Annotated in this window: 12 protein-coding genes; 6 read left to right on the forward strand and 6 right to left on the reverse strand. The window is 35.3% G+C overall.

Annotated features, from left to right (window positions below; all coding sequences use genetic code 11):
- Positions 1 to 182: 182 nt before the first annotated feature.
- The 4 genes from ACE1OF_RS18340 to ACE1OF_RS18355 form a co-directional block, all read right to left on the reverse strand.
- Complete coding sequence (locus tag ACE1OF_RS18340; RefSeq protein WP_448896251.1) at positions 183 to 1892, reverse strand: ATP-dependent nuclease; 1710 nt, start codon at positions 1890 to 1892, stop codon at positions 183 to 185.
- Complete coding sequence (locus tag ACE1OF_RS18345) at positions 1892 to 3250, reverse strand: restriction endonuclease subunit S (RefSeq protein ID WP_448896253.1); 1359 nt, start codon at positions 3248 to 3250, stop codon at positions 1892 to 1894. The genes ACE1OF_RS18340 and ACE1OF_RS18345 overlap by 1 nt, the downstream gene beginning before the upstream one ends.
- A gap of 16 nt (positions 3251 to 3266) precedes the next feature.
- Positions 3267 to 5549, reverse strand: a complete 2283-nt coding sequence (locus ACE1OF_RS18350; RefSeq protein WP_448896254.1) for an N-6 DNA methylase — start codon at positions 5547 to 5549, stop codon at positions 3267 to 3269.
- A 178-nt stretch (positions 5550 to 5727) separates the two neighbouring features.
- Positions 5728 to 10404, reverse strand: coding sequence for a hypothetical protein (locus ACE1OF_RS18355; protein WP_448896256.1), 4677 nt, complete (start codon positions 10402 to 10404; stop codon positions 5728 to 5730).
- Between the two features lie 323 nt (positions 10405 to 10727).
- Here ACE1OF_RS18355 and ACE1OF_RS18360 point away from each other — a divergent pair, with 323 nt between their 5' ends.
- Positions 10728 to 12038: an AlbA family DNA-binding domain-containing protein gene (locus ACE1OF_RS18360; RefSeq protein WP_448896258.1), complete on the forward strand. Its 1311-nt coding sequence runs from the start codon at positions 10728 to 10730 to the stop codon at positions 12036 to 12038.
- Between the two features lie 33 nt (positions 12039 to 12071).
- Here the strand turns inward: ACE1OF_RS18360 and ACE1OF_RS18365 are convergent, their stop codons facing one another.
- Positions 12072 to 12239: a hypothetical protein gene (locus tag ACE1OF_RS18365; protein WP_448896260.1), complete on the reverse strand. Its 168-nt coding sequence runs from the start codon at positions 12237 to 12239 to the stop codon at positions 12072 to 12074.
- A 469-nt stretch (positions 12240 to 12708) separates the two neighbouring features.
- On the opposite strand from ACE1OF_RS18365, the gene ACE1OF_RS18370 reads away from it, so the two are divergent.
- The 5 genes from ACE1OF_RS18370 (at position 12709) to ACE1OF_RS18390 (ending at position 23187) form a co-directional block, all read left to right on the forward strand.
- Entirely contained in the window at positions 12709 to 13515 is an 807-nt protein-coding gene (locus ACE1OF_RS18370) for a tyrosine-type recombinase/integrase (RefSeq protein ID WP_448896262.1), read from the forward strand.
- Between the two features lie 370 nt (positions 13516 to 13885).
- Positions 13886 to 14092 (forward strand): hypothetical protein, encoded by a 207-nt coding sequence (locus ACE1OF_RS18375; RefSeq protein WP_448896264.1) that lies wholly within the window; start codon positions 13886 to 13888, stop codon positions 14090 to 14092.
- 79 nt (positions 14093 to 14171) lie between these two features.
- Entirely contained in the window at positions 14172 to 18257 is a 4086-nt protein-coding gene (locus ACE1OF_RS18380) for a PKD domain-containing protein (RefSeq protein ID WP_448896266.1), read from the forward strand.
- A complete protein-coding gene (locus tag ACE1OF_RS18385) occupies positions 18257 to 22717 on the forward strand; it encodes an RHS repeat domain-containing protein (protein WP_448896267.1) in 4461 nt (1486 codons plus the stop codon). The genes ACE1OF_RS18380 and ACE1OF_RS18385 overlap by 1 nt, the downstream gene beginning before the upstream one ends.
- 233 nt (positions 22718 to 22950) lie before the next feature.
- Complete coding sequence (locus ACE1OF_RS18390) at positions 22951 to 23187, forward strand: hypothetical protein (RefSeq protein WP_448896269.1); 237 nt, start codon at positions 22951 to 22953, stop codon at positions 23185 to 23187.
- A 386-nt stretch (positions 23188 to 23573) separates the two neighbouring features.
- Here the strand turns inward: ACE1OF_RS18390 and ACE1OF_RS18395 are convergent.
- A partial coding sequence (locus ACE1OF_RS18395; RefSeq protein ID WP_448894560.1) for a transposase domain-containing protein occupies positions 23574 to 23686 on the reverse strand: 113 nt, incomplete at its 5' end.

A 23686-nucleotide genomic window follows, 5' to 3' on the forward strand; every position in this document is an offset into this window, starting at 1 on the left:
ACCACTAGAAACATTACTTGATGGGAAATCGATTTGGGCCGAAAAGAATTTAGCTCAAATCTAAGCTGACAAGGCACCCTAAAAATCGGGTAACTGTCAGATCAGGTCTGAGCTACTACAAGTAATATAAGGGAGGGATGTTTTGTCCCTCCTTTATTTATGCATATCTACATAGTTGTTAGTTATTGTTCCTGCTCGTTTTTTTCTAATATTGTAAGTATTAAATCTAATAAAATCTGAAAATCGTCAAAATCTACTTTAGGATAAGATTCAAGTTGCTCATTAAGTTTTCTTTTTACGCTATCTTTCTTTAGCGTAAAATCTTTCAAAACCTTAAATGTGTCTATTTGGTTTTTACTTATATTTATCAGGTTTTTAATTGGAAAATAGTCTTCTATTTCATATTGTGAGTTGTTAATTCTTTGAAGTTTAGGTAGTTTTAAAAGAAATGTATTTTTAAGTTTATTAATTTTGACAAAATAATTTTTTTCTAAATCTTTTTGCTCTTCGTTAGTTAATACTTCCTTTACTTCATTATTCCCTGCTAAATCTGAATCTAAAATTCCGATGATACATTGATTGTTTTTTGGTTTAAACTTATCGATAAATAGTCTTAGTCCGCTAGCGCCACCAGTTGGGATGTAACTTATTCCTGTGAGCGGTGCATTTTTTTCATTATCTAATTTAACTATTGCTTCTTTAATAATATTTATGTCAAATTTCCCTTCAACTAACAGAATGTGGCTATCTGTGTTGAGAAAAATGTTTTGCTCCATATGAGACCACACCCCATCAGTAAGTTGGCTTACTAAGTCTTGCTTTTCAGTATCTACAATACTACTGTCATCATTTTCATCTTTTTTGAGCATTACAATGTGCTTATTTTCAAAGTTACTTGTTAATGTTGGGGAGTGAGTTGTTAAGATGTTTTCTCTTGACGAGTATTCCTGTAGCAACGTATGTAAATAGCGTTTTTTTGAAACATGAATGTGAGAGTCAGGCTCATCTAAGAGTATTAAGGTTTTTTCATCACCTATGACTTCTAAAATTAATTTAACCAGTATTAATTTTTTTTCACCTTCACTTAGCTCATTAGTAGTAATGTTTTCATTAAAGTTAAAATTGATTTTGGTTATCAGCTTATCGCCTTTAGGCATAGATGCTGCTGACAGATAATTAAAAAAGTCTTTTTCATTGGTTATATGTGAAAGTCTATTTTTTAGTTCCTCCAAGCTTAGCTTTACAACCGAATCCTTACTTGGGTTGATTTTATTTACAAAATCTACAATGGGGTTAGCTTCCCATGAATCTATTTTCTTAACATCAAAAGAAAACTCAATATAGTTAACCGTATGTACCTTTAATTGTTTTTGACAAAACTCTTTGATATCAGAGAAAACATCAAAATCATAAAAATGAAACGTAAGTAATGCGATCTCCCAATAATATTTATTTATGAAAACAAGTGGCTGGTTTGGAATAGACATACCCCTTATTGCATCAATATAAGCTTTATAAAAAGGGCTGAAATAAGTATCCCATAATCTTGTTTCTTCACCGCTATAGCATGATATGACTTGATTAGGGGTATACTCAGGCTTTATATTATCTTCAATGCTATTAACTTTGCAGGAGTAATGTTGAGATTTCACATCAAACTTAATCTCGACTCTATTATCATCTATATCATATGCGATTGAATAATTAAAAATTGGGTTAAGTGATTGATTATATAAACCAGCAAAGATGCTACTTATGGCTTCCAATAGGTTGCTTTTTCCTGTCCCATTATTACCAATAATTACAGTTAATCCATCTTTATTTGTAAAATCAATTTTAAGGCCGTTAATATTCTTAAATCGGCTTTCTATATGTAGTGTTCTTAACTTCATTAACTGTTAAATACCTTCTTTTCGAAAAGTTCAATAGCCATTTTATTATTATGAGCAGAACTGATTTTTAACTCTTTGATTTTACTTTTTACTTTAGAAATATGAGCCGCAATTTCATTTTGTTTTTCAATAGAGGGCAAAGGAAACAAAAGTTCCTGCATTTCTTGAGCATTAATATTGGCTTGACCTGTTATTTGTCTGCTTATCAAGTTTTTTTGAAATTGAAGAATTGAAGAGTTAAATAGAAAATTAATATACTCTCTATTAGCCTTTTGTTGGTTAATCACAACCCTTATTAAATATGATGCAAAAGTATAGCCTTCATCAGAATAGTAAAGAGCAGTTTTACCTACAAGTTCTTTACTATTGGTTCTATTAAATAAAAGATCTCCAGAGTTTAATTTATATTTATTAAACGTATTGTCATCAATTTTAATATACTTCAAGTTATCAAGAATAAGCTCTGAATTATTAATGTTATTCATTCTTAACATGGGAGGGCCGATACTCTCCTTACTAGACTTCTCTGATAACCCATATTGGTATGAATGAATTAAGTTTCTGAAAGTTACTAATGGGTACTTTCCTCGAAATTTAGCTTTAATTTTTGATATTCTACCAATGGAATCAATAGCCCACCTATCGACATCTTTAAATTGAACAGTATTTAAAACTTCTTTTTTCTTTTCTGGAGGTGATTTTTCTATATCTAATATATTTAATAAATATGCATCAATCTCTTGCTCCAAATCTTTGGCATGTTTTTCTTGCTCTCGAGCTAAATCCATTTTTTGTTTGTAAGATGAAATGGTTTGCTTTTGAGTCTTTAAATTAGGAAGGGGGATAAGGTACTCTAAAACATGATATGGTCGTATTGCTGCATAATTAGTACTACCTGTAGCTTTCACTTGTTTTGAAAACCCATTACAGCGACTCAAAATAGAAAGGAATTCAGGTAAAAGTTTATTTTTATTGATTTCAAATAAAAAATAATGGCCGCTAACAATCGCGTCAACTAATTCTCTTGGAACAATTCCATACCCCCCTACCTTTGCATCTATTTCGGCAACTAGAAAGTCATCTTGTTTACAGAGGTATTGTGTTTTGGTTTTTATTTCCTTTCCTAGAACTTCATCCCTTAAAATGATTCCTTTTCCTCTAACTCTTACTCGACATCTTTTATATAGTTCTGAGTCACTAATTTTTATAGATGTTCGTCTTTGTTCTAGTACTTCTGATAATTCAACTAGTGGATAATCAGAAAGGATTTTGGCTTTGTTACTTAGGGTATAATAATCCCAAAACTTTAACCTTTTAAAGCTGGAAAAATTCAAGGTTGATTTATTGTTGGTTGTCATAATTTGCATAATAATTTTATTGGTAAAATATTTCAGATTTTTGAGAGTTGGTATCAGAGTGCTTAGAAATCACCCTATGCAAAACCTCTTTTTCATCAATTTTGTAATCTATGCTGTTTTCACTATTTTCCCATAGCTTATTTGCTTTTCTATGTAAGAGAAATTCTTCCGCTAGTGGCTTAAGTTCATTTTCTATTTGCGAACCTGTTGTACTGATACCTGCCTTTTTCACCTCTGCTATAGGGATTTGATAGTCGAAATTTATTTTCACAAGAGCTTTAACTTCAGCAGCTATTTTAGTATTGAGGTCTTTTAGTTCTTTTCTAATTGATTTTTTTTCATTTGCATCTGGCGCTTCTTTTCCTTTTAACAAAAGTTTTGATGTTAAAGGCTCTGTCCTAGCTGAATATTTTTCTGTGATATCAGAATCTGCTTGTGTTGTTATATTATTCCATTCGGTTGTTTCTGCATCAGTAAACTTTTTGAAAAATAGTAAGCTTGGTTTAACAGTGGCTCCACTTGCAATAAATACATCTTGAGGTATAGACGTTATTAAAACTATCTTTGCTCTGCTTTCAACAAAATCTCTTATTTTTTGCAAATTAGTATTATTTAGAACACCTTCGGGCAATACAATTCCCATTCTTCCACCTGGCTTTAATAAATCTAAACATCTTTCGATGAATAAGACTTCTGTTAGGGAACTCATTTTTCCTGTTTTAAAGAGATTTAAAAGAGGCTCTCCGATGTTATCATTAACCTGCCTTAAAGCACCTGAATAAGCTTCACCGTATCTTTCCTTATAAATCTTTATTCTATTTTCATCGGTATACTTATCAGCCTCTGTGATTTTTAAGCTTTTATCTACACGAGACCCAAAAGGTGGATTAGTAAGAATGACATCAAAGCGATTTTCAAAAATGCCATTGACGTTAAGTAACCCATCATTATGGTGAACTCCACCATGACCATCACCATGCATAATCATATTCATTTTTGCAGTTCTACTCATTCTTGGGTTTGCATCTGTCCCGAAGATACAGTCATGAGATAGCACTTTAAGTCTACTTTTTGGGTTTTTTATATCTAGCTCTTGATTGAGTTTATGAAATAAATCATTAACTTTTGAATCTATTTTTGATTGACTCTTCTCTGGTAGTTTGAAGTACTCATCATCAAAATAGTCTTGCTTTATTTTTTCTTTTTGTAGGTGGATTTCGTTTTCAATTTTAGCTTTTATATATTCAAAGGTCTTTATCAAAAAACCTCCTGATCCACAACATGGGTCACAAATAACCTCATTCTCTTCTGGGTCAAGGACTTCAACCATAAAGTCAACAACCGTTCTTGGGGTAAAAAATTGCCCTAACTCTCCTCTGAATGTACGACCTAAAAATTGCTCGAAAGCAATTCCTTTTATATCATCAGAAGTTGTTGAAAGATTGTATGTCTCTAACTTCTCCACTATTTCTTCAAAGCTGTTTTCACGAATTTTTATTGTTTCATTCTCTGAAAACAAATCTTCATCTTTATAATCTTCCTTCGTACTCTCGAACAATTGTTGATAAAAAGGTCTGCTATCTTTGGATTTGTGTCTGTCGTAAGATTCTTTATCAGCTAAAAACTGGTCTTTTGAAAAAATTTGAGTTTTTGAGTTGTCTCTTTCATATCTGATTTTTACAAAGAGAATCTTACTTATTTCATCAAAAGCTGCTTCAGGAGATAGTTTGTCATTATTTCGGATGACATTGTGACAATTAAGTAATAGCCTTGAGAACTCGTCACGAGTAAAAGATTTTGTTTGATTTAATAGAGACTCAATTTTTTTATCATCATTGACCATCTTGGCATTTGGAATATCTATTATTTCTTCTAGACGGGTTGGTATTTTTTTATCTCTAAGCCTGAATATTCGTGTCTCTTTTAAATTTGTAGTGACTACAAACTTAGCTCCTGCCCAACTCGCATAATTTACGCCTTGAAAGCAATCTTCCTCTCGTATAGTAATATTTTCAGCTTTACATTCAACGACGATAATAGCGTTGTTTTCTGCATCTTTATCTTCTTTGCTTTTCCAAATTACTATATCTGCTTGAGCTCTTCCTTGACCTCTTGATGAATTACTTACAGTCACTTCTTGCTTCATTTGCTCAAGAGAAAACCCATAGTTATTTACTAATCGGCATATATACTCCTGGCGTACAATTTCTTCGGGCGTTTTAACAAACCAATTATTCTTTAGAGGTGAGTATATTTTATTTTTTTTATCGTCTATTTGTACGGTTAGCTTTGTTTGCATATTTTTTATGATAAAGTTGATGAGAATTACTATGTAATTCAAATGAAAATAAGTTTTTTTAGTTTAACATGGGCAATGTAAAAAAGTTAAACTAACTAAATATTTAAAATATAGAGTGTGAGGTTTGATTTTGTTGGTGGAGTCTCATGATTAAGTGTTTTTATATGTAGATAAAAGGTTAATTAAGAAGCCCTTTATCTAGTTCATTCACCGCATTAATAGCACTGTAGATTTCTGATTGAAGTAACTTATCCCAAATATCTAAACATGTATTTATGGCTGCCTTATCTTCGTCTTCACTAGCTTCATCATAAAGACGCTGTAACACCGTGATTATTGATGATTCACGTATACTCATTTGCTGGTTTGATTTGTCATCAGCTGAATCGTTTATTAAATTAGTAATCAGCTCTAATAAGTGATTGCCAAAATCGGCAATACTGCCAGAGTGGTTTTCTAGTTTATAAAACAAGTCCCATAAACAATGTTTCGCTGCTTTAGACTTCACAAATATTTCAAATAATAGATTTGAGTTATGCTTTGTCCAAAAACTGTCATCACTAACACAGCCTCCCACCATTCGTAATATGTCTTCATTTTCACAATTAACAAGAGCATTATAGGCAGACTCTATTTTATGAATTTTTTCATGATACTTATCTTCACCTAGAAATTGTTGAACTACAGATGCACAACCTTCCATTAAACCGCTATCGCCATTTACTATCAAGCTTACTTCATTTTCAAAAAGGTCGCTAAAAAACCATCTTGCGTAGACTTGTCGTGCGGCTTCTTTTCTAACATCTTTAAATGAAGAATTTAACATCCTTAATACTAACTCGACATATTGATGCTTATTTTCATCTTCAAATCCTTGATTAAAAAAATGATGCGCTTCGTAACCACATACCATGCGAAGATCTTTGTTACAAAGTTCTAGGAATTTTTTATGAGCGTAATCATTTGCATAATTAGACATGGGGAGTAATAAGTCTACTGTAGTAAAGTTTACTGCTGGATGAAGGTCACCAATAGCATCATCTATGACGTGCTTGTTCTTTAAGGCATACTCTTTGTCTTCCCAAAAAATACGTGAGACACCTCGGTAAGCTATACCTCTTACACAATTAATAGCATTACTTCTAAGTGTTTCGATATCCGCTTCAGCAGCACTATCACTTTTTTTGATATTTCTAATATTTAATTTATCAAAACTAGGATCTTTTGCATTTTTAGCTATTTCAGACAATAGCTCTTTTGCCTTATCTGACCATCCGTTTTCTGCAATTCTACTTTCTAATAATCTGACCAATGAATGCTCATAATTATCAGAATTAAAATGATTGATGACTTTTTCAGTTAGCTCTACAGAGCATAAGTGCCACTTGTCGCGGTAGCTTTCACTTACTCTATTGGAATCTTTTTCAGAAAGGCCAGAGAAAAAAGACTCAATATAATTTTTGTGTATATTTACAGGTAGAGATAAAGCTAAATTTGCAAAACGAATTGGCTCATTCCTTACCGCAGAGTCTAAACTACGGGAAAACTGTTCAACACTAACTTCTGTAATAGTTTTTTCACCAATTTGCTTCCAATTTCTAGTGTTTACTTGATCTTCAGGGGTCAATATTATTTTTTTCCAGCTTTTATCTGATAACAAATTTCCTAAAGGGAGAGGGGACGTTACCATCCCTCCAGAATGGTTATGTGCAGAGCAAAAATCTTTTTCACTGTAAGTAGAAAACTTTCTATTTAATACATGAATGAGTTCATTAGATTTATTTGAAACTCTATTTTTTGATAATTTAGGTAATAAGAAATACTGCGTTTCACCCCAGTAGCTGTAATACCACCCTTGACGTCGATGCTCCAATCGCCATTTTATTTTGTCGATATCCTTTGTAGAAGCGAAGTAATAAATCTCTTTTTCAAGTGCTTTAAATAAAGCTTCAGAACAATTACTTGAAAATTTTTCGATGAGCTTCCCAGGAAGAATCCATTTTGGTTCAATATAAGTATTCCCACAAATAAACTTAGGTTTAGGTGCGTTTAGCAACCACCCAATAACGGTATCCGAATATTCAAGTGATAGATTTAGTAATAGTTTAGCTACTAGATGAATAAGTACAGGGTTAGAGCTAATTAAGTATGGCTTAATTAATTCCATTAAGAGTTCAGGATTAGAAGATAACTGCTCACCTGATAATTCAATAATTGAAAAGACACCATTTGTTAAGCTGTTTACAGAATCGTAATTAGAGTACTTGTCTTTATACAACCATTGGTAAGTAATATTTTCATCATCAAGCTCATCAACAAAACTATTGATGATTTTCAATAAACGACAAAGTGTTATTTCTGGTATTTCCTTAGTGAGATTATTTATTCCTTCTAATTCAGATGAAGACCAATTATCTCTTCTAGCAAATTTTTCTAGCTTTTTAGCTTCTGGGGAGTATCTAGGTATGCAAAGCACATCTTTGTAATGAACTAACATTAACTCAATTAATGTCAGTACTCTTTCAGGCTTATTTTTAGCAATAGCTTTCCAATTAATAAAGTCTGCATTACATCCTAATGAGAGCAACTCGACTCTCAGGCTAAAAATTTCATCAGGGTCTTCCTCTATATTCCAACAAAGACCCTTGTATACTCTGTTGTTCCATAGCTCAGACACACCAACAAATGGCTTTAATTCGGTTATTACAAGCTCAGGAGCTGATTCTGCGATAGAGCTTAAGAGTTTTAATGTAGTATTCATTAATTCATTATCCTCTCCATTTAGCCATCTTGATAAAGTTCCATTTACGGAGAGATATTGAATAATATTGTGATTTCTATAACAGCTATTAGATAAAAATTTTGACTGTAAATCTGGCTGTGCAATAATTTCATCAATCATTACTTTAGCTGGTTTTGTTAAGGTCGTAATTTCTTTAATAATGTTTAAAGTTAAATACTTCAAATGAAAACGAATGCTTTTACTTTGTAATATAGCCGTGGCACATAAGCAAAACTCACGCTGCTCTGAATCTAAAAGCATATTTAAAGCGTATTTAAGATGTTCCCTTTTAGTTAGGGTTTGATTGTTAAAGTCGCCAATTTCATCCAAAAGGGTTGAAGGGGATGATACTCCAGCATTGAAGAGTTTTATTCCTACTTGATAATCAAATAAAGCTTGATGCCTGAAGCTAATCCGTTGGTTTTGCTTAGCTAACAGTCCAATTGATAATAAAGCTTGCAGGGTGTTTTTTGAGCCGATTGTTAAGGTGTTTTCGGAGATGGACAAACGAGATTTACTTGTCATTAATACTACAACCTCATCTATAAGCCGCCTCGAATCTTGCTCTGTAATGCCGAAAGTACTGATAAGGCTTATTCTGTCTTCCCAATAACTTTTAACTAGCTCTAATTTATTGTTAAATTGCGGAGCCGATTGGGTACGTTGGGCTATGGTAAGATAAATGCTCAACCATAACGGTATTTGTAGTATTTTCTTTTTTTCCTCAGCTAACGTTTTATATTTTTCAAAAGGTGAAATCAGTGATTCAACAACAGTTTCATCTAAATTAGAAACGTAAATTTCTTTTAATTCGTTATCTAAGCTGTTAATCCAACTCGATAACGCAACATCTTCACTAATATCAAAATTTCTTGATGCCATGACTATGTTGATATCAACACCTTCTTTTCTAAGTGAAAGCACTTGTCTGACTAATTCTTGGCAAACTTGTAAAGCATTATTGGAATGACTTGCTGTCCATCGAATAGCATCTAGCTGATCTAAAATCACAACAATTTTTTTACTATTAGCAAACTTACTTAAACTAAGTACAGGTGAGTATGGAAAACCTAAAGAAACTCCGAAAGCATCGGCGTTATTTTCGGGTCGTTTTCGGTCTAACCTTACAGGTACACTTATAATATTCTGAGAGCCAAGCGTTTCATGTAATTCAAGCAATAGAGCGCTTTTCCCCATGCCTGCTTCTGCTTTAATTAAGGTGACAGCGTTCTGATGAACAGAATCAGTAATTTCATTTAATTCAGTTCTTGGTATTAATTGATTAGAAATTAAAAACGGTTTTATCGATTCTTGAAAGTCAGTGGAAAGGCGTTCAATTACAGGTGATATTCTACTGTCATCAGGGATTAATTTAGGATTAAACCCGCTAGATTTAAGGTCTAAATCTAATTCTTGCAAGGTTATTTTGCGTCTTAATTTATTATATTCAACGGCATAATTTTTGAGAAAGTTAATAAGTTTGATTGGCTCACCAGAAAACAAGTTTGAAGCTTTATCTTCGAGCTCGTTTTTAGTGTATTGATTGATGATGTACGGTGTTATTTTGAACCGTTTTAGAAATTGAATCGCTTTTAATATATCGATATCATCATTTTCATCCAACGCTAAATATGTACAAATAGAGTTAAAAGCTTTAATTCTTTCTTGGCTCGTTTTTACTTGATGTTTAACAAAATCTTGAGCGACCCCGTTACTGTTTAAGGCGCTTTCTCCTAGATCAGTAATCACTTTGCAAGCTAAAGGAGATACAAGGTGAAATTCAGTGTTTCCTCTATCAATTTGATATTTAGCATTGCTTAAAATTTTCGATTGATTAAGCTGAGGTATTGTCCAGTATTCGCTATTGCCACTCCCAACCTTACATTGGTGATGCTGCGATATATTATTAGGTAAACCCACTACAACATCGACGCCTACCTCATCTTCTCCTATAGGCTCAACTATTACCCAGGTTAACTTTTCTTCTAGTAAGCGAAGCAATTGATAAGCTATCCAGTTTGCTTCATACCTATTCCCTAGTTTTTCTGCATAACCGCCTGCTTCTAATGCCATTTTTATTATTCTCAATCTAGCAACATATTTATAGACATTGGGACATCACAAGTTAATTACAAGTTATATGAACCGTTACAAGTTACATGTGGTTAGGTTTAGAATGCTTTTATTCAAATAACCTTTTTCTCGTTACATGGGCTTTAGCAAAACATAATTAGAAGTATGTGGTTTAGATATCTCAGGAATATTAGTAGTTTTTATGAATTTAAAGAGACTTAAATCATAAAAACTTAACAACACTTTGAATAAGTGTTGTTGAAAGCCTTTAAATTAGGTTAAATAAATCAAGCAGTATTTAGAAGTAATAAAGGCGAGATACATTGAATTATAAAGAACGGTATAACCTATCAACAGAGCAAATTGAGGGCATCATTAATGGGTACACTGATGTTCTGCACCCTATAAAGTTATTTGTAACTGCCTTGTATACTAAACAAGAGCATAGTACAGATAAAGGCTGGAAGTTTGCCGCAGGTAAAATATCGTCAAAGCCAGTTGAAGTAGTATCAATGAACTACCCGAAGTGTGCATTTATTACGAGAGAACTAACTACCACCAACTATGAGCAACTTTTTACATCTCTAACGGGCGAAGGTCTTCATATCGATTCAGATTATCCAGCGTTAAAGAAGCTTGAGAAAGATCATTGGAAAGAACAACTAATTCCCTGTTTATTAGACAATAAATTTTGGCCTATTCGTAGAGTTGAAGTCAAGGTCAGTGAAGAAGTTCAAATCCCTTATGAGAAATTAATAGGCTTTGGTCTTCCTTTCTTTGAAAATGTCGGGCAAATGATAAAAGAACTAGCAGATATCCCTGAGCATTATGTAACAAATAGTGGAGAGAAGGGACTTCTATTTATTGATATTGAAGATTATCGCGGACGTTTACAGTCAAAGGGTAAAGCCCTATCAATTGAAAGGAGCTGTGATGTTGGGATTGTCGGGTACTATAGGCAAAACAACGAAAGAACTGACGTAATTCACAATGAAGATACGCCACTGGACTTCTGTATTGAAGACGTTGAAGAATATGAATTATTTTTAGTTACAAAACAACATGAGGTAATAGATTTTATAGCGACTAATGATAATTTACACCCAAGTAAAAAATCAAAGGGAGCAGACAAGTATCGTCTAGAGATTGAAGCTGCTATCGACTCTGGAGAGGGGGAGGTCGTGGAGTTCAAGGCTGACATTGATTTTCGTGATTTGGGAAGCAAGACAGTGGATTTGGAGAAAACGGTTTGTGCTTTATCAAATCACAGAGGAGGAAAACTTATTTTTGGCGTTAATGATGATGGTGAAGTTAAGGGGTTAGCAACACGTCTAAAAAAACAATATAAAAATGACATACAAGGATATATTGCAGACATTCAAAAACGCTTAAATGAAACCTTAAGCATAAGCAGTTGTTTTGAAATTAATGCTGCACGAATAAGAGGGCAAGACTTAGTTGTAGTAGAGGTTTCAAAATCAAGCCGTTGCAATGCATTTACTGCTGATAACATGGTTTATATAAGGCGAGGGGCATCTTGTAAAAAAGCCAGCACAAGTGAATGGGATACCCTAAACAATAATAACAACAGCCAAGCAGAATACGGTGAATTTTACAGAGAATATATAGGGTAAGAATTTACTGATAAGAAGTAATAAATGTGTTGGTTATTCATTAATTAAATAATCGAGATCCATAAAGTATACTTCTATAGGTCGGTTTTGATTTTTATATTTACTAGCACCAAAAGTAGTACTGATGATTTTTCGTAGTGATAATGTTTTTATTAAACAACCTGTTGGTGTTTTATTTCGAGTCTCTCCATCGGCTTGCATTGGGTGTTATACACCCTAGATGATCGCTTACTTATCTTTGTTATAAAGTGAGTAACAAATTTAGTCGGACTTTGTAGTAACGACCAGAGTTTCATAATTCTAGGCGGTTATGATACAAGATGTTGATTTTTATGTGAATTACCCGTAAGTCATTGAAAGGAAAACCGTTAAAGATGTGTGCATCACGCTGTGCATCATATCTAGGTTTGTTTTGTTTATATGTAATTGAATCAATCGATTATGTTATGAAGCTCATAATCGTGCCAGAGGATTGTGCCTTGTTCGTTGCTGTTGTTTTTATGGTGCATTTGTTTTCTTATATCTTGTTTAATCAATTGGTTACATCTTTATTTTGTGTTTTTTTGTTCGCTTCTGTTTGTCTACGTTTTGTCTGTTTTACAGGTTTATGTGTACAAATGTGCGTACATAAAATATTATGTGTTGTGTACATAAAAGCACAAGGTGACACATGGCATTATCAGATAAACATTTACTATCTCTTCATAATAAAACTAGAGATAAATTAATCGAAGTTAAAGATAGAGATGCCTTGAGTGTGAGAGTATCACCAAAAGGGAAGGTTGTCTTTCAATATAGGTACCGATTTGAAGGTAAAGCTTGCCGATATGATTTGGGTTCTTATCCTTCATTGTCATTAAAAAACGCCCGAATTGAACTCATTGAATTAAGGCGAATACTAGAAACAGGTAATGACATTAAAGTTTATAAACGTGAAATAAAAGAAGATAAGTTGGCTCTTTTAAATCAACCTAATCTAGAATCATGTGTCGAAGAGTTCTTAGAAAAGTACAATAGAATAGGTAAACAAACCACCCGAGAGCATTATGAATACAGCATGAGGCGTCATGTTAAAGAAGCAGGGACCAAACCCGTACACCTGATTACTAAAAAAGAGTGGGTAACTTACTTTGATAAGATTTCTGAATATTCCACGCCTATTAATGCTCAAGGGATGGTTAAAAAGTTCAAAACATGTTTGAACTTTTGTGAGGATAGGGGCTTTATTCCCTCACATAACTTAACAGTGAAAACAGACTCTATTGGTGTTGCTTCAAAACCTAGAGAGCGCACACCGAGTATTGAAGAAATTCAGTCGTTCTTCTTAGCTTTGGATAGAACAAAGTGTAATCCATCTACGATCAATACTATAAAAGCCCTTGCTCTTACTGGTGCTAGGAATAGTGAAATTCGAACTATGGAAAGAAAAGATATAGAGCCAGTGGCTTACACCAATAAGGCGTTTTTTGTTGAGTGACGACCTTCAATATATCAAAATTACGAATATGAAATTGAAGAGTGGTGAGGGGGAAGTCTACCATTGTCTATCGTGGCTCAGGAGAAGAGGCTCATCAATATAAACTAAAGGTGTTTAACCCTACAGGGTATAGCGATTATACCCCAGCTAAAGAGATTATTACATCAACGGTGTTATTACATCAACGGTGAATAAGGTTATCTCTTCAGTGCGGTCATAATTACTAGGAATATCAGTAAATCGCAGCAATTAATTAAACATAAAGCTTGCAAAAAAAAACAATAAGTTGTTATTTTGCGCACCGCATATTTTGAGTGCTAAGATTTGGCCTTCATAGAACATGTTAAAGTTGTACATACAAGGAACAAAGATGAGAGTAGTATTTGATGTATTCATCGCTACATTTAATAGCATATTTTCTACTGCTATTAAAAATATTTTAGTACGAGAATTCCACAGAATACCCGCCCCTTGTTTCTTTTCAAAAGCAAAAGCAAGAAAGATCCCTGATTCAACTATCACTGAGTATTACTCGGCTGGGCTCAGTAAAGTGCAGTGTTATAACTCTGTGATTTAGGCGTTTACCCGCGATTGCACCCCCAACAACATTTTAAAACATTCTATTTAGCACAAAGAACACATAAAGGGAATTTCGTATGAATATAAGCAGTGCGCACTTACTCAAGGGCGTTAGTTCAATTTCTAAGGCGTTGATCAACACAACACTTTATTTTTTGCTCGGATCCTCTATCGTTTTTGCGGCGATACCTGCAAAACCGAGTCTTATTGCACAGCATGCACAGGCTGAAATATCCTCAAATAGTGATTTTGAATTGGTTTGGGATGATAATATTGTTGGCTCGGGAGTTACTAACTATCAGTTGCAGTTGTTTAGTACAACAAGCTATGATTTTGAGAGCATATATCAAGGTTTAAATACCAGCCTGATAGAAAATAGGGTCGCTGCTCCATACTCTTATCGTGTAAAAGCTTGTAATAATGATGGTTGCAGCTTTTCTGATGTATTAGATATAGAAGTGGTTCAAGTGAACCCACTTTCTTTATTATTAAAACCACTTACCCCTGCATGTTTTTATGCATCGAGATATCAGCGCAAATTATCTTGGTGCAATACGCCGAGGGCGGAATATTATGAGCTGTTTAATGGGGTAGAAACTCAAACGTTTGACGATAAAACGCTAAAAGCTGAAACCTTAGAAGGCAGTTTCGATTATCAAATTCGCGCATGTAATGTGGTCGGCTGTAGTGATTATAGTGCAATAGTTGCAGCAACTAAGAGAGATAGTTTTATATTGCATGATGCTTTGACTAATTTCACAGCTTCTACATCCAGTGCAACGTTAGGTGACAATATAACGATTAGCTGGCAAAACCCTGTTGATATTGAGACGCTTGGAAATCGTTATATAATGAAACTTAGCAACCCGAGTGGTTTCGAACTGCTTTCTTATTTAGAGCCCGTTAAAGTAGGTGTTGACAACTACAGTGTTACTCTAGAGCTGCCAGCAGAAGGTGAATGGGGCATTTTTTTATCTAGCAGTAAACAAAATATGGGAACTATTGGAGGAATAGGTTCTCCGGTAGCTTCGACAGTAATTCAAATAAATCCTCCTGCTGTGGCTAATAATGTTGAACCAGCCGCACCGATATTTATGCCCCTAACGTTAGATTCCATACCAAGCAACACTTTTAATGTAGGGCTGAAAACGGTTGCATTTGCTGATTATTATCAAATTTATGTCGATGGTAACTATATTGACCAAAGTAATGTTGAAGCCAATTTAAACCGAAGTTTAAATGCATTAGACGTTGGCTCCCACGATATAGCTTATAAAGCGTGTAATAGCCATGGTTGTAGCCCTTTGGGTATAGCAAAGACAATCAATGTTTTTGCGGTGCCGGTTATGCCCACCAATTTATCGGTAGCTCCTTCTCCAACGCAAGGGCAAACATTCTCATTAATGTGGCAACACTTAACTGCCGACTTAGTCGAGGGGGCCGAGTATCGTATTCAAGAAATCAACCCTGATGGTATTATTGTTGATTATGAGCCTATTACTTATCTCTCAGGCGTAAACAACATTGCTACTAATGTAACGCCGTTATTTTCGGGCGAGTACACATATCGTGTGAGAACTTGTAATGCTTGGGATTTTTGTGGCCAAGCTGCTGAAATTAGTGTGAACGTTGCACAAACAGCGCCATCAATACCGACGTTAACACCGCCTATATCATCTTTTCCCGATTTCCCTTTTCAGCTTACTTGGGATTCATCCACGAATGGCAATATTGCGACCCATTACCAAATTGAGCAAATTTCCAGTACAAATATAACAACTATTTATACTGACGACCCAACTTCCGTTATCCTTTCAAGACCAAAGGGTAGTTATAAATATAGAATTCGCGCTTGTAACAATAGTGGTTGCAGTGCCTATAGCCCTTTTATCAAACTAAATGTTGTGCCGTTTAACATACCAGCTGAAAAACTAGTATATGGTCAAAGTTTTCGAATTTCATGGGCACCATTACCAACCGAGCAGTATGCGCTATTGAAAAACGATGGCTCTTGGTATAGAGAAAACCTTTGGCGAGGCGTGAGCAATTCTACAACTTATGTTGCAAGCATGGTAAATGGTCGACCAAATCACCATAAAATTACGAGTTGTTCACAGCCAGAGAATTGGTATTCATGTACATCGCTAGGGGCTGATTACGATTGGAATAATGTAGTTTATTTTGAACCATCGGAAGTACCTTTTAACGAAAAGTACCCTGAAAGTTGGAATGTTGCTGCAGTTCAACCCAAAAAAAATAATAGTGGTGTATTCGAATACATTGAGAGCAAAAAGCACGGAAAGTTCTACAATGGCAATATTCGTTTTTTTGTTGGTGACGAAATTTATTTGAAAAACATGTCGAGACAATATACCGCAAGTGAAATTAATTATTTCTCGTTAACTCAATATTATCAGGCGCCCGATGGAACGAGTAACCAATCAGTTGTCACGCTACCTTGGAATTTTGATGTCACAACTTCACCAATAAAGTTAAAACAAGGGAGTTATTTCTTTCGTTTAAAAGCCTGTAACAACGTAGGCTGCGCTAATGGTAGTTCGTTTGGCGTTAAGGTGTGTTCGCTACCAGAGCCATTGTCAATTACGTCAGTTAATCAGAGCGTGGCGGTTACGAAGTATAATGAATTTACCTTGGATGTTACTTCTCCTGATACGTGTACCTTTTCGGCTGAAGCTGTTGAAGGCGCATCGTACGACCCTGAAATTAACCATCTAATGAAAACATTTTGGAATGGCGGAAACAATGCTGTAAGAAGGGTTGAATCAAAAGGAGGTAACTATTCTTATAAAGTGCGAAGTTGTAATGCTTTAGGTTGCAGTGACTATTCAGAGCCCGTAGATGTGAGTGTTTTGGATGTTGACATACAAAAGCCCAACGGTGCTCCTACTGATTTAGCCATTGCAGGAGAGCAAACCAATACGAATTATGCTTTGACTTGGCAACGATTTATAGACCTAAACAGTCCGTTTGGCATTTTTTACATGGTGTCTGAACATATAGAAGATGACGAAGGGCAAGTGACTAGTCGCATGTATAGGACGCGTGAACCAAAATTTTTACCCGGTAACTGGCATAATAATAGAGGGCTTATCACGTATACGGTTCAAGCATGTAACTCAGCAGGTTGTGGAAATCATTCCGAAGCTGTTTCAATACGTATTTTGTCAACGGCCAGTGCAAGCGCAGGCAATGATATAAATGCAATGGAATGGCAAACAGAGGTGAGTATTCAAGGCTCAGGAACAGATATTGATGGTACTATCGTTTCTTATGATTGGACACAACTTACCGGGCCAGATGTAGAGTCTTGGGTCAATAAAACTAGTGCGACAACCACATTTACCACACCAGAAGTCAGTGCAGACACTACACTGACTTTTCAGTTAACCGTTACAGATAATGACGGTTTAACAGGCACAGACGTGGTAAGTGTACACATCAATGACAAGTCAGATATTGATGTCGACTTCCCCGCTCAAGATTTTAGGTACGCCTTTGATGAGCCTTTATATGTTAAAGCGTCGAATGCTAGAGATAGTAGTAACCAAGTGACGAAGGTAGGTGTTCGACTTTATAATGATGACACAAAAGCTTGGGTAGGCAGCTGGATTTGGGCTAATTATAATAACGTGACCAAAGTCGCTGATTATACCTTTAGCGAGGCGCAAAAGAATGCACTAGTGGCAGGCGTACCATATCGTATTTATTTTCAACCACATGATAATGGCCTTGGTGGAGGGGCTGGTTGGGAGCGATATCAAAGCTTTGCTATTGATGCCAAACCTGTCGTTTATCAAACGGATGCAAATAATCTTTATATACAACTTCCTGGACGTTTAGGTGATAAGTATATGAAAATCAGCAAAGAATCAGGTGTTTGGGTGATTACTGAAATATTTCCGACTCAAGAAGAATGGAGTAGCTATACGGAAAGTGAAAGTAATTACAGTATTGAGTTTGGTGAGTTTGGTGGAGATGCTTTGGAAGATTTTAAACTCGCTAACAAAAATGCACCGGAAGAGATTTCGTTTAGCCAAACTGCAATTGGTTACGATGTGTCACACCGAACTGTTACCTTTATTCATACGGATTCATTAGGATCGCCTGTGGCTGAGACGGATATCAATGGAGATGTACAATAATGAGTAGTTTACATAAAAACCTGAAGCAATTATTAGTCGTTATAACAGCGGTGTTATTATTTTCGCTAACTTCTCAAAAAGCCTATAGCGATACCTATACCGATACTGGTATTGGTATTGGTGGTACAGGGCTATCGGCAGATCAGCAAGAACAGCAGAAAACCTTAATTAAAGACTATATTTCAGATTTTCCAAATGAGTATATAGACCTTCAGGCCTTGAAGCTAAAGCTTGAATATAATGACGTATTTATTCCTGGCAATAATGGCATGGATATTATTATTAAGCGGATTCAAGATGGTTTTTCTGGAGGTGGTTTTTCACTTGACTATTCAACAGGATACATAGCTACCGAGACTTATTTGCCGGGAACACTGGGTGCTGAAAAATACCCAACTACTGATTTTGAGTGTTTGGGGAGTGTACACAAAGTTAAATATAGAAAAAGAGGGAGAAATGTTAAGCCGTTTGGATATGCTAATGCGGCAGATCTCCCAGAAGGCGCATTAGTTGCTTTTGATGATAAGTCTATTCTCGTTTGTGAAGGAACACCTGAGCTTCCGACGTTAATTTTTCCTGATGGTCGAAAGCATATCTATTCATTAACAGGAGGGATAATCGAAATCAATGACAGGTTTGGGAATTATATTCGTTATTCTGAGCGTATCAATAATGTTAGAACGATAACAAGAAGTGATGGCCAAACGGTATCACTTAATTATGAAACAGTTGGTAATTCAATAAGATTAAGCTCAATAACCTATTCAGGTAAAACATTAGAATATAAGTATAAAGCCAATGGATATTTTGAGAAGTTTATTGATGCAGAAGGTCGTGAAACGTCATATGAATTTTTAATGTATACAGGCGGCGTTGGTTTAAGCTCAGTAACTATGCCCACAGGATTAAAGGTTGTATATGACTTAAACCCTTTATTGGAGGATTTAAATAGTAAAAATGTGGCGTTCAAAACTATATCGGGTCCAGGCATTCAAACACGGGTGTTTGGATACGCTTTATATCCTGAAGGTAGAACCCTTGTTACGGAATATGATTATACGCTTAATAAAGATTTCATTACGGAATATTATATATATCGTAGCTTTTCTAAAATGGGAAAAATTAAAAGTGTTGCAGGGTATTTAGGGCCTAAAATAAATGGACTTGCTGTACAACGTGGAGATTTTAGAGCCCATACAAAGGTTTTTTCCGAAAATTATACGTGGGACGAGCGTAGATTAGGTGATTATGGCTGTGAAATACACGCAAATCCACCATATTATGGTTATGTAGGTGTTACTAGCCGACCATTGTGTTCTGAAATGTTGATGCTGAGTAAAGTAACCTCCTTAATGAACACAGATGGTACTTATACAACCTATACAACCAACTTTACTGAGTACAATCAATATGGTGAGTTAACTAAGTACAATGAAACGCAAGGCAGCAATACGCGTTACACCAAATATGAATTCGACCATGATGTTACTAATTGGGTTTTGAATTTACCAACGACCACTCAAATAAGTACATCTGATGCTAATTACACAACCGTTAACGAAACGACCTACCATAGTGATAGTGTCGGAAGTGCTGATTATGCGACATTAAGTTTACCTTATGAAGAAAAAGCATTTGGCATTTGGCAGAAAAGGTATAACGAGTATCACACTGATGGCACCGTAAAAAAAATAGAATATAATCAAAAAATACCCCATGGCGATACAGCAGCAAATCGATATAAGACCTTTACAAGTTACAAAAGAGGTCAAGCGCAAACAATTACTCATCCTAAGCGTTACTTAACGGGAACGATGAATGCAACACAATCGGTTGATAACAATGGATGGGTAACGCAAACCAAAGATCTAAACGGTAATGTTGTTAATCGTGGTTACGATGAAATAGGTCGGTTAAAATACGTCGACCCTGTCGATGTTAAATGGGCAGATACGCTTTATACTTGGTCATATGATGGTGGTGCAAACAGTAATCAGCCAAAAAGTGTCGTTAGCCGATGCACTTTAAGCACCAATAAAACATCATGTGTTGGCGCTGCAAAGTTAACAGAAACGATAACGTATGATGCGTTGATGCGGCCTATAGAGAAATTAACCACTGATGTGGCAAGTGCCACAAGTGTGTATAAAAACTTTACCTACGATAATCATGGCAATCGAACCTTTAGCTCATTTTTGTCCAGCTCAACAGGTGAGACTGAAGGTATTACCTATAGCTATGATGAATTGCAACGTTTATCGAGTGAAGTTGTGAGCAATGGAGGAACGCAAACCACAAGTTATCTACCTGGAAATAAGATAAAAGTTAACAACTTTAATAATTATGATACAACGACCACTTATTTAGCTTATGGTTACCCTAGTTATAAACAAGCGACTAACATTATTTCACCCGAAGGTGTTACAACATCTCTATCGGTGAATGTTTTTGGTGAAGTAGAAAGCATCACGCAATCTGGCGCTCATAAAGCGGCAACAATTAGTCAAACACAAACTAATTTATATAACAGCGCGCACCAGCTTTGCATGGTAAAAAGAAACGATGTTGGTAATACCTATTATCAATACAATAACATTGGTGAGATAACGTGGTATGCCCAAGGGGTGAGTGGCTCAACTTGTACCGCGCACAATGCAACAAATTTACAAAAAGTGGCTTTAGGTTATGATAACTTAGGTGCTAAGCAATCCATTACCTATGGAGATAGCTCACCTGATGTTACGTATACACTAGATAATAATGGGGATATAGACAGTTTAGTGGCTGGTAATGTTACGCAAACCTATGATTACAACAGCGCTAGATTATTAAAATGGGAAACGCTCGCCGTTGATAATAAATCATTTAAACTTGACTATGCTTATGACAGTTTAGGTGCCTTAAGTAGCCTTACCTACCCTGATGCTGCTGTTGGGCAGGTAGATTTTGCGCCCAATGCGTTTGGTCAAGCGACTAAAGCAACACGTACTAGTAATAGTGTTACCACTAAGTATGCAACAGGCGCATCTTATTATGCTAATGGTCTGTTAGATACTTTTACCTATGGCAACGGACTAACCCATAAAACCACGTTAAATTCGCGTAATTTGCCTTTACAAATCCGAGACTATAAAAATAGCACAAATCATGTGAAGTTAGGCTATACCTACGATAACCAAAACAATATAGAAACAGTAACTGATGGTATCAATAGTGCGTACAGCCTAACGGATTTAACTTATGATGGCTTAGACCGGCTTACTAGTACAACGGGCGGTAGTGCTATTGGCAGTAGTGCAATTAGTTACGATGCTGTTGGGAATATAACTGCTTACAGTAATACAAGCTCATCAAAAGCTAGCGCTTTAACGTATGCCTATAATCTAACGTCGAATCGATTAACGAATGTTACGGGCAACGGCAGTGCCGGCTATGATTTTAACCAAGCAAGCAGTTATGATACTCGCGGAAATGTAACTAACAATGGCATGCGTACCTTTGATTACAACCTTGCTAATCAAATGACAAACTCTGGCACCAATAGTTATGTTTATGATGGCTATAACCGTAGAGTAAAAACAACGGACAGCAAGGGTATTAGTTATAGCATGTACAGCCAGAGTGGTCGTTTATTGTATCGAGAAGTCGATGATTCACCTACCAACTATATTTTCTTAGGTGGTAAGCTAGTTGCTAAAGATGGAGAGCTGCCTGCTGCACCAGATTCACGAATGCACTATAAGCCTTTTGGTGATAGCATTGAAATGGCTAAAGATGAAGTAGGGTATACGGGACATAAATTTGATACAGATTTAGGTTTAAGTTATATGCAGGCACGATACTATGATCCAGTTATAGGTCGTTTCTACTCGAATGATCCGGTTGGGTTTACTGGTAACCCTCATAGTTTTAATAGATATGCTTATGTTCATAATAATCCATATAAGTACACTGACCCTAATGGTGAGTACCCAGAGTCATTAGCTGAATGGGGGAATTTTGCATCTTCTTCATTAGGTTTAGCAGCGAGTGCGGGAGAAATGGTATTTGGTGGAGCTTTATTTCTTGTTGGGGGCGCTGAAACTCTTACAGGTGTAGCTGCTCCAATTGGTGTCCTTAAAATGGCTGGAGGTGGCCTTTTATTTGCCGATGGTCAGAGTCAGGCTAAAGATTCAGCAAAAAATATGGCTGCCGCTTGGAATAACAAATCAGATACCGATAGCGTTAAAGTTACTGGCGTGTTAGAAAGTACAGCACAAAAGCTTGGAGGTTCAGCAGAAACTCAAAACTTAGCTTCAGCAGGCGATAAGGTTTTAGGGGCTGTTACAGGTAAATATGGTAAAGATGCGGCAGAAGCTATTGTACACACTGCGACCACTAAAACTATAAATGCTGTAAATAGTGCAAAATCTGCGGAAGATACATACAAAGCTACAATGAAAAGAATTGAAGAGCAGTAGAGGCTATGAACAATGATTGAATTATATTTTAACCCTATATTGATGCTTGTACTATTTATTGTTAGTTTGAGTTTATATTTTGGTAAAAAAGTTCTTGGTAATTCTGAAATAACAATTAAGACTTTTAAAGGAAAGAAATGGGTGCTTATTGTTTCAATAATTTTCTTATTGAAAGCTATAGTAGATCTATTGAAAGCATTTTCATTAATCTAGATAAAGATTGGAGATATTAAATGACCGCAGGGCGTTCTGTTGATTTCATGGTTAAAAGCACAAAAAAATGTGCTAGATGTGAGTTACAGCATCCTATTGATGAAGAAGATTGTATGCATTGTGGTCATTTAAATAGTGAAGAGCTTGTTAATTTCAAGAGGGAGTTAGCTAAAAACAAGGAAACAAGAGGTTCGTTAGGGACCAAGTTTGTTATTGCTGCACTTGTGCTATTTTCATTATTATTTTTTATAAGTTAAAAAACTATAATATAAATCTAATAATAAATTGTTTTAATCCAAAGCCCCACAAGGGGCTTTATTTTGGCTGCTTTTGAAGTCAAAGGGTAAACAGAAATCTTTTACCATAAGTAACTGTAAAAAGGTTAGAATCACGTAAATGAAAATAGAACCAGATCTAAAATTAGTCAAAAAGTATTGGAAGAGTTCGTAGAAGACACTGAGGAATCTGAAAATCATAGAGTAATTGCCAGATTACCAATTTCTTCCATTTGGACAACTAATTATGATCCTCTTATCGAACAAGCATTTTTAAATGAAGGCAAGGTTCCTGATACGAAACATAGCTGTAAACAACTTTTAAACAATCGCCCAAAAAGAGATCTTATTGTTTACAAAGTAAGCTGCTAACCAACCGCCTTGTTGATATTCCAAGGCAGTAATGCCTCTACATCTTCAAGTGTTTTTGCTTGGGGTAATAACGTGAATACTGTTTTTAAATAAGTTGACGGCTCTAGGC

It is taken from the genome of Colwellia sp. E150_009, assembly GCF_053543955.1.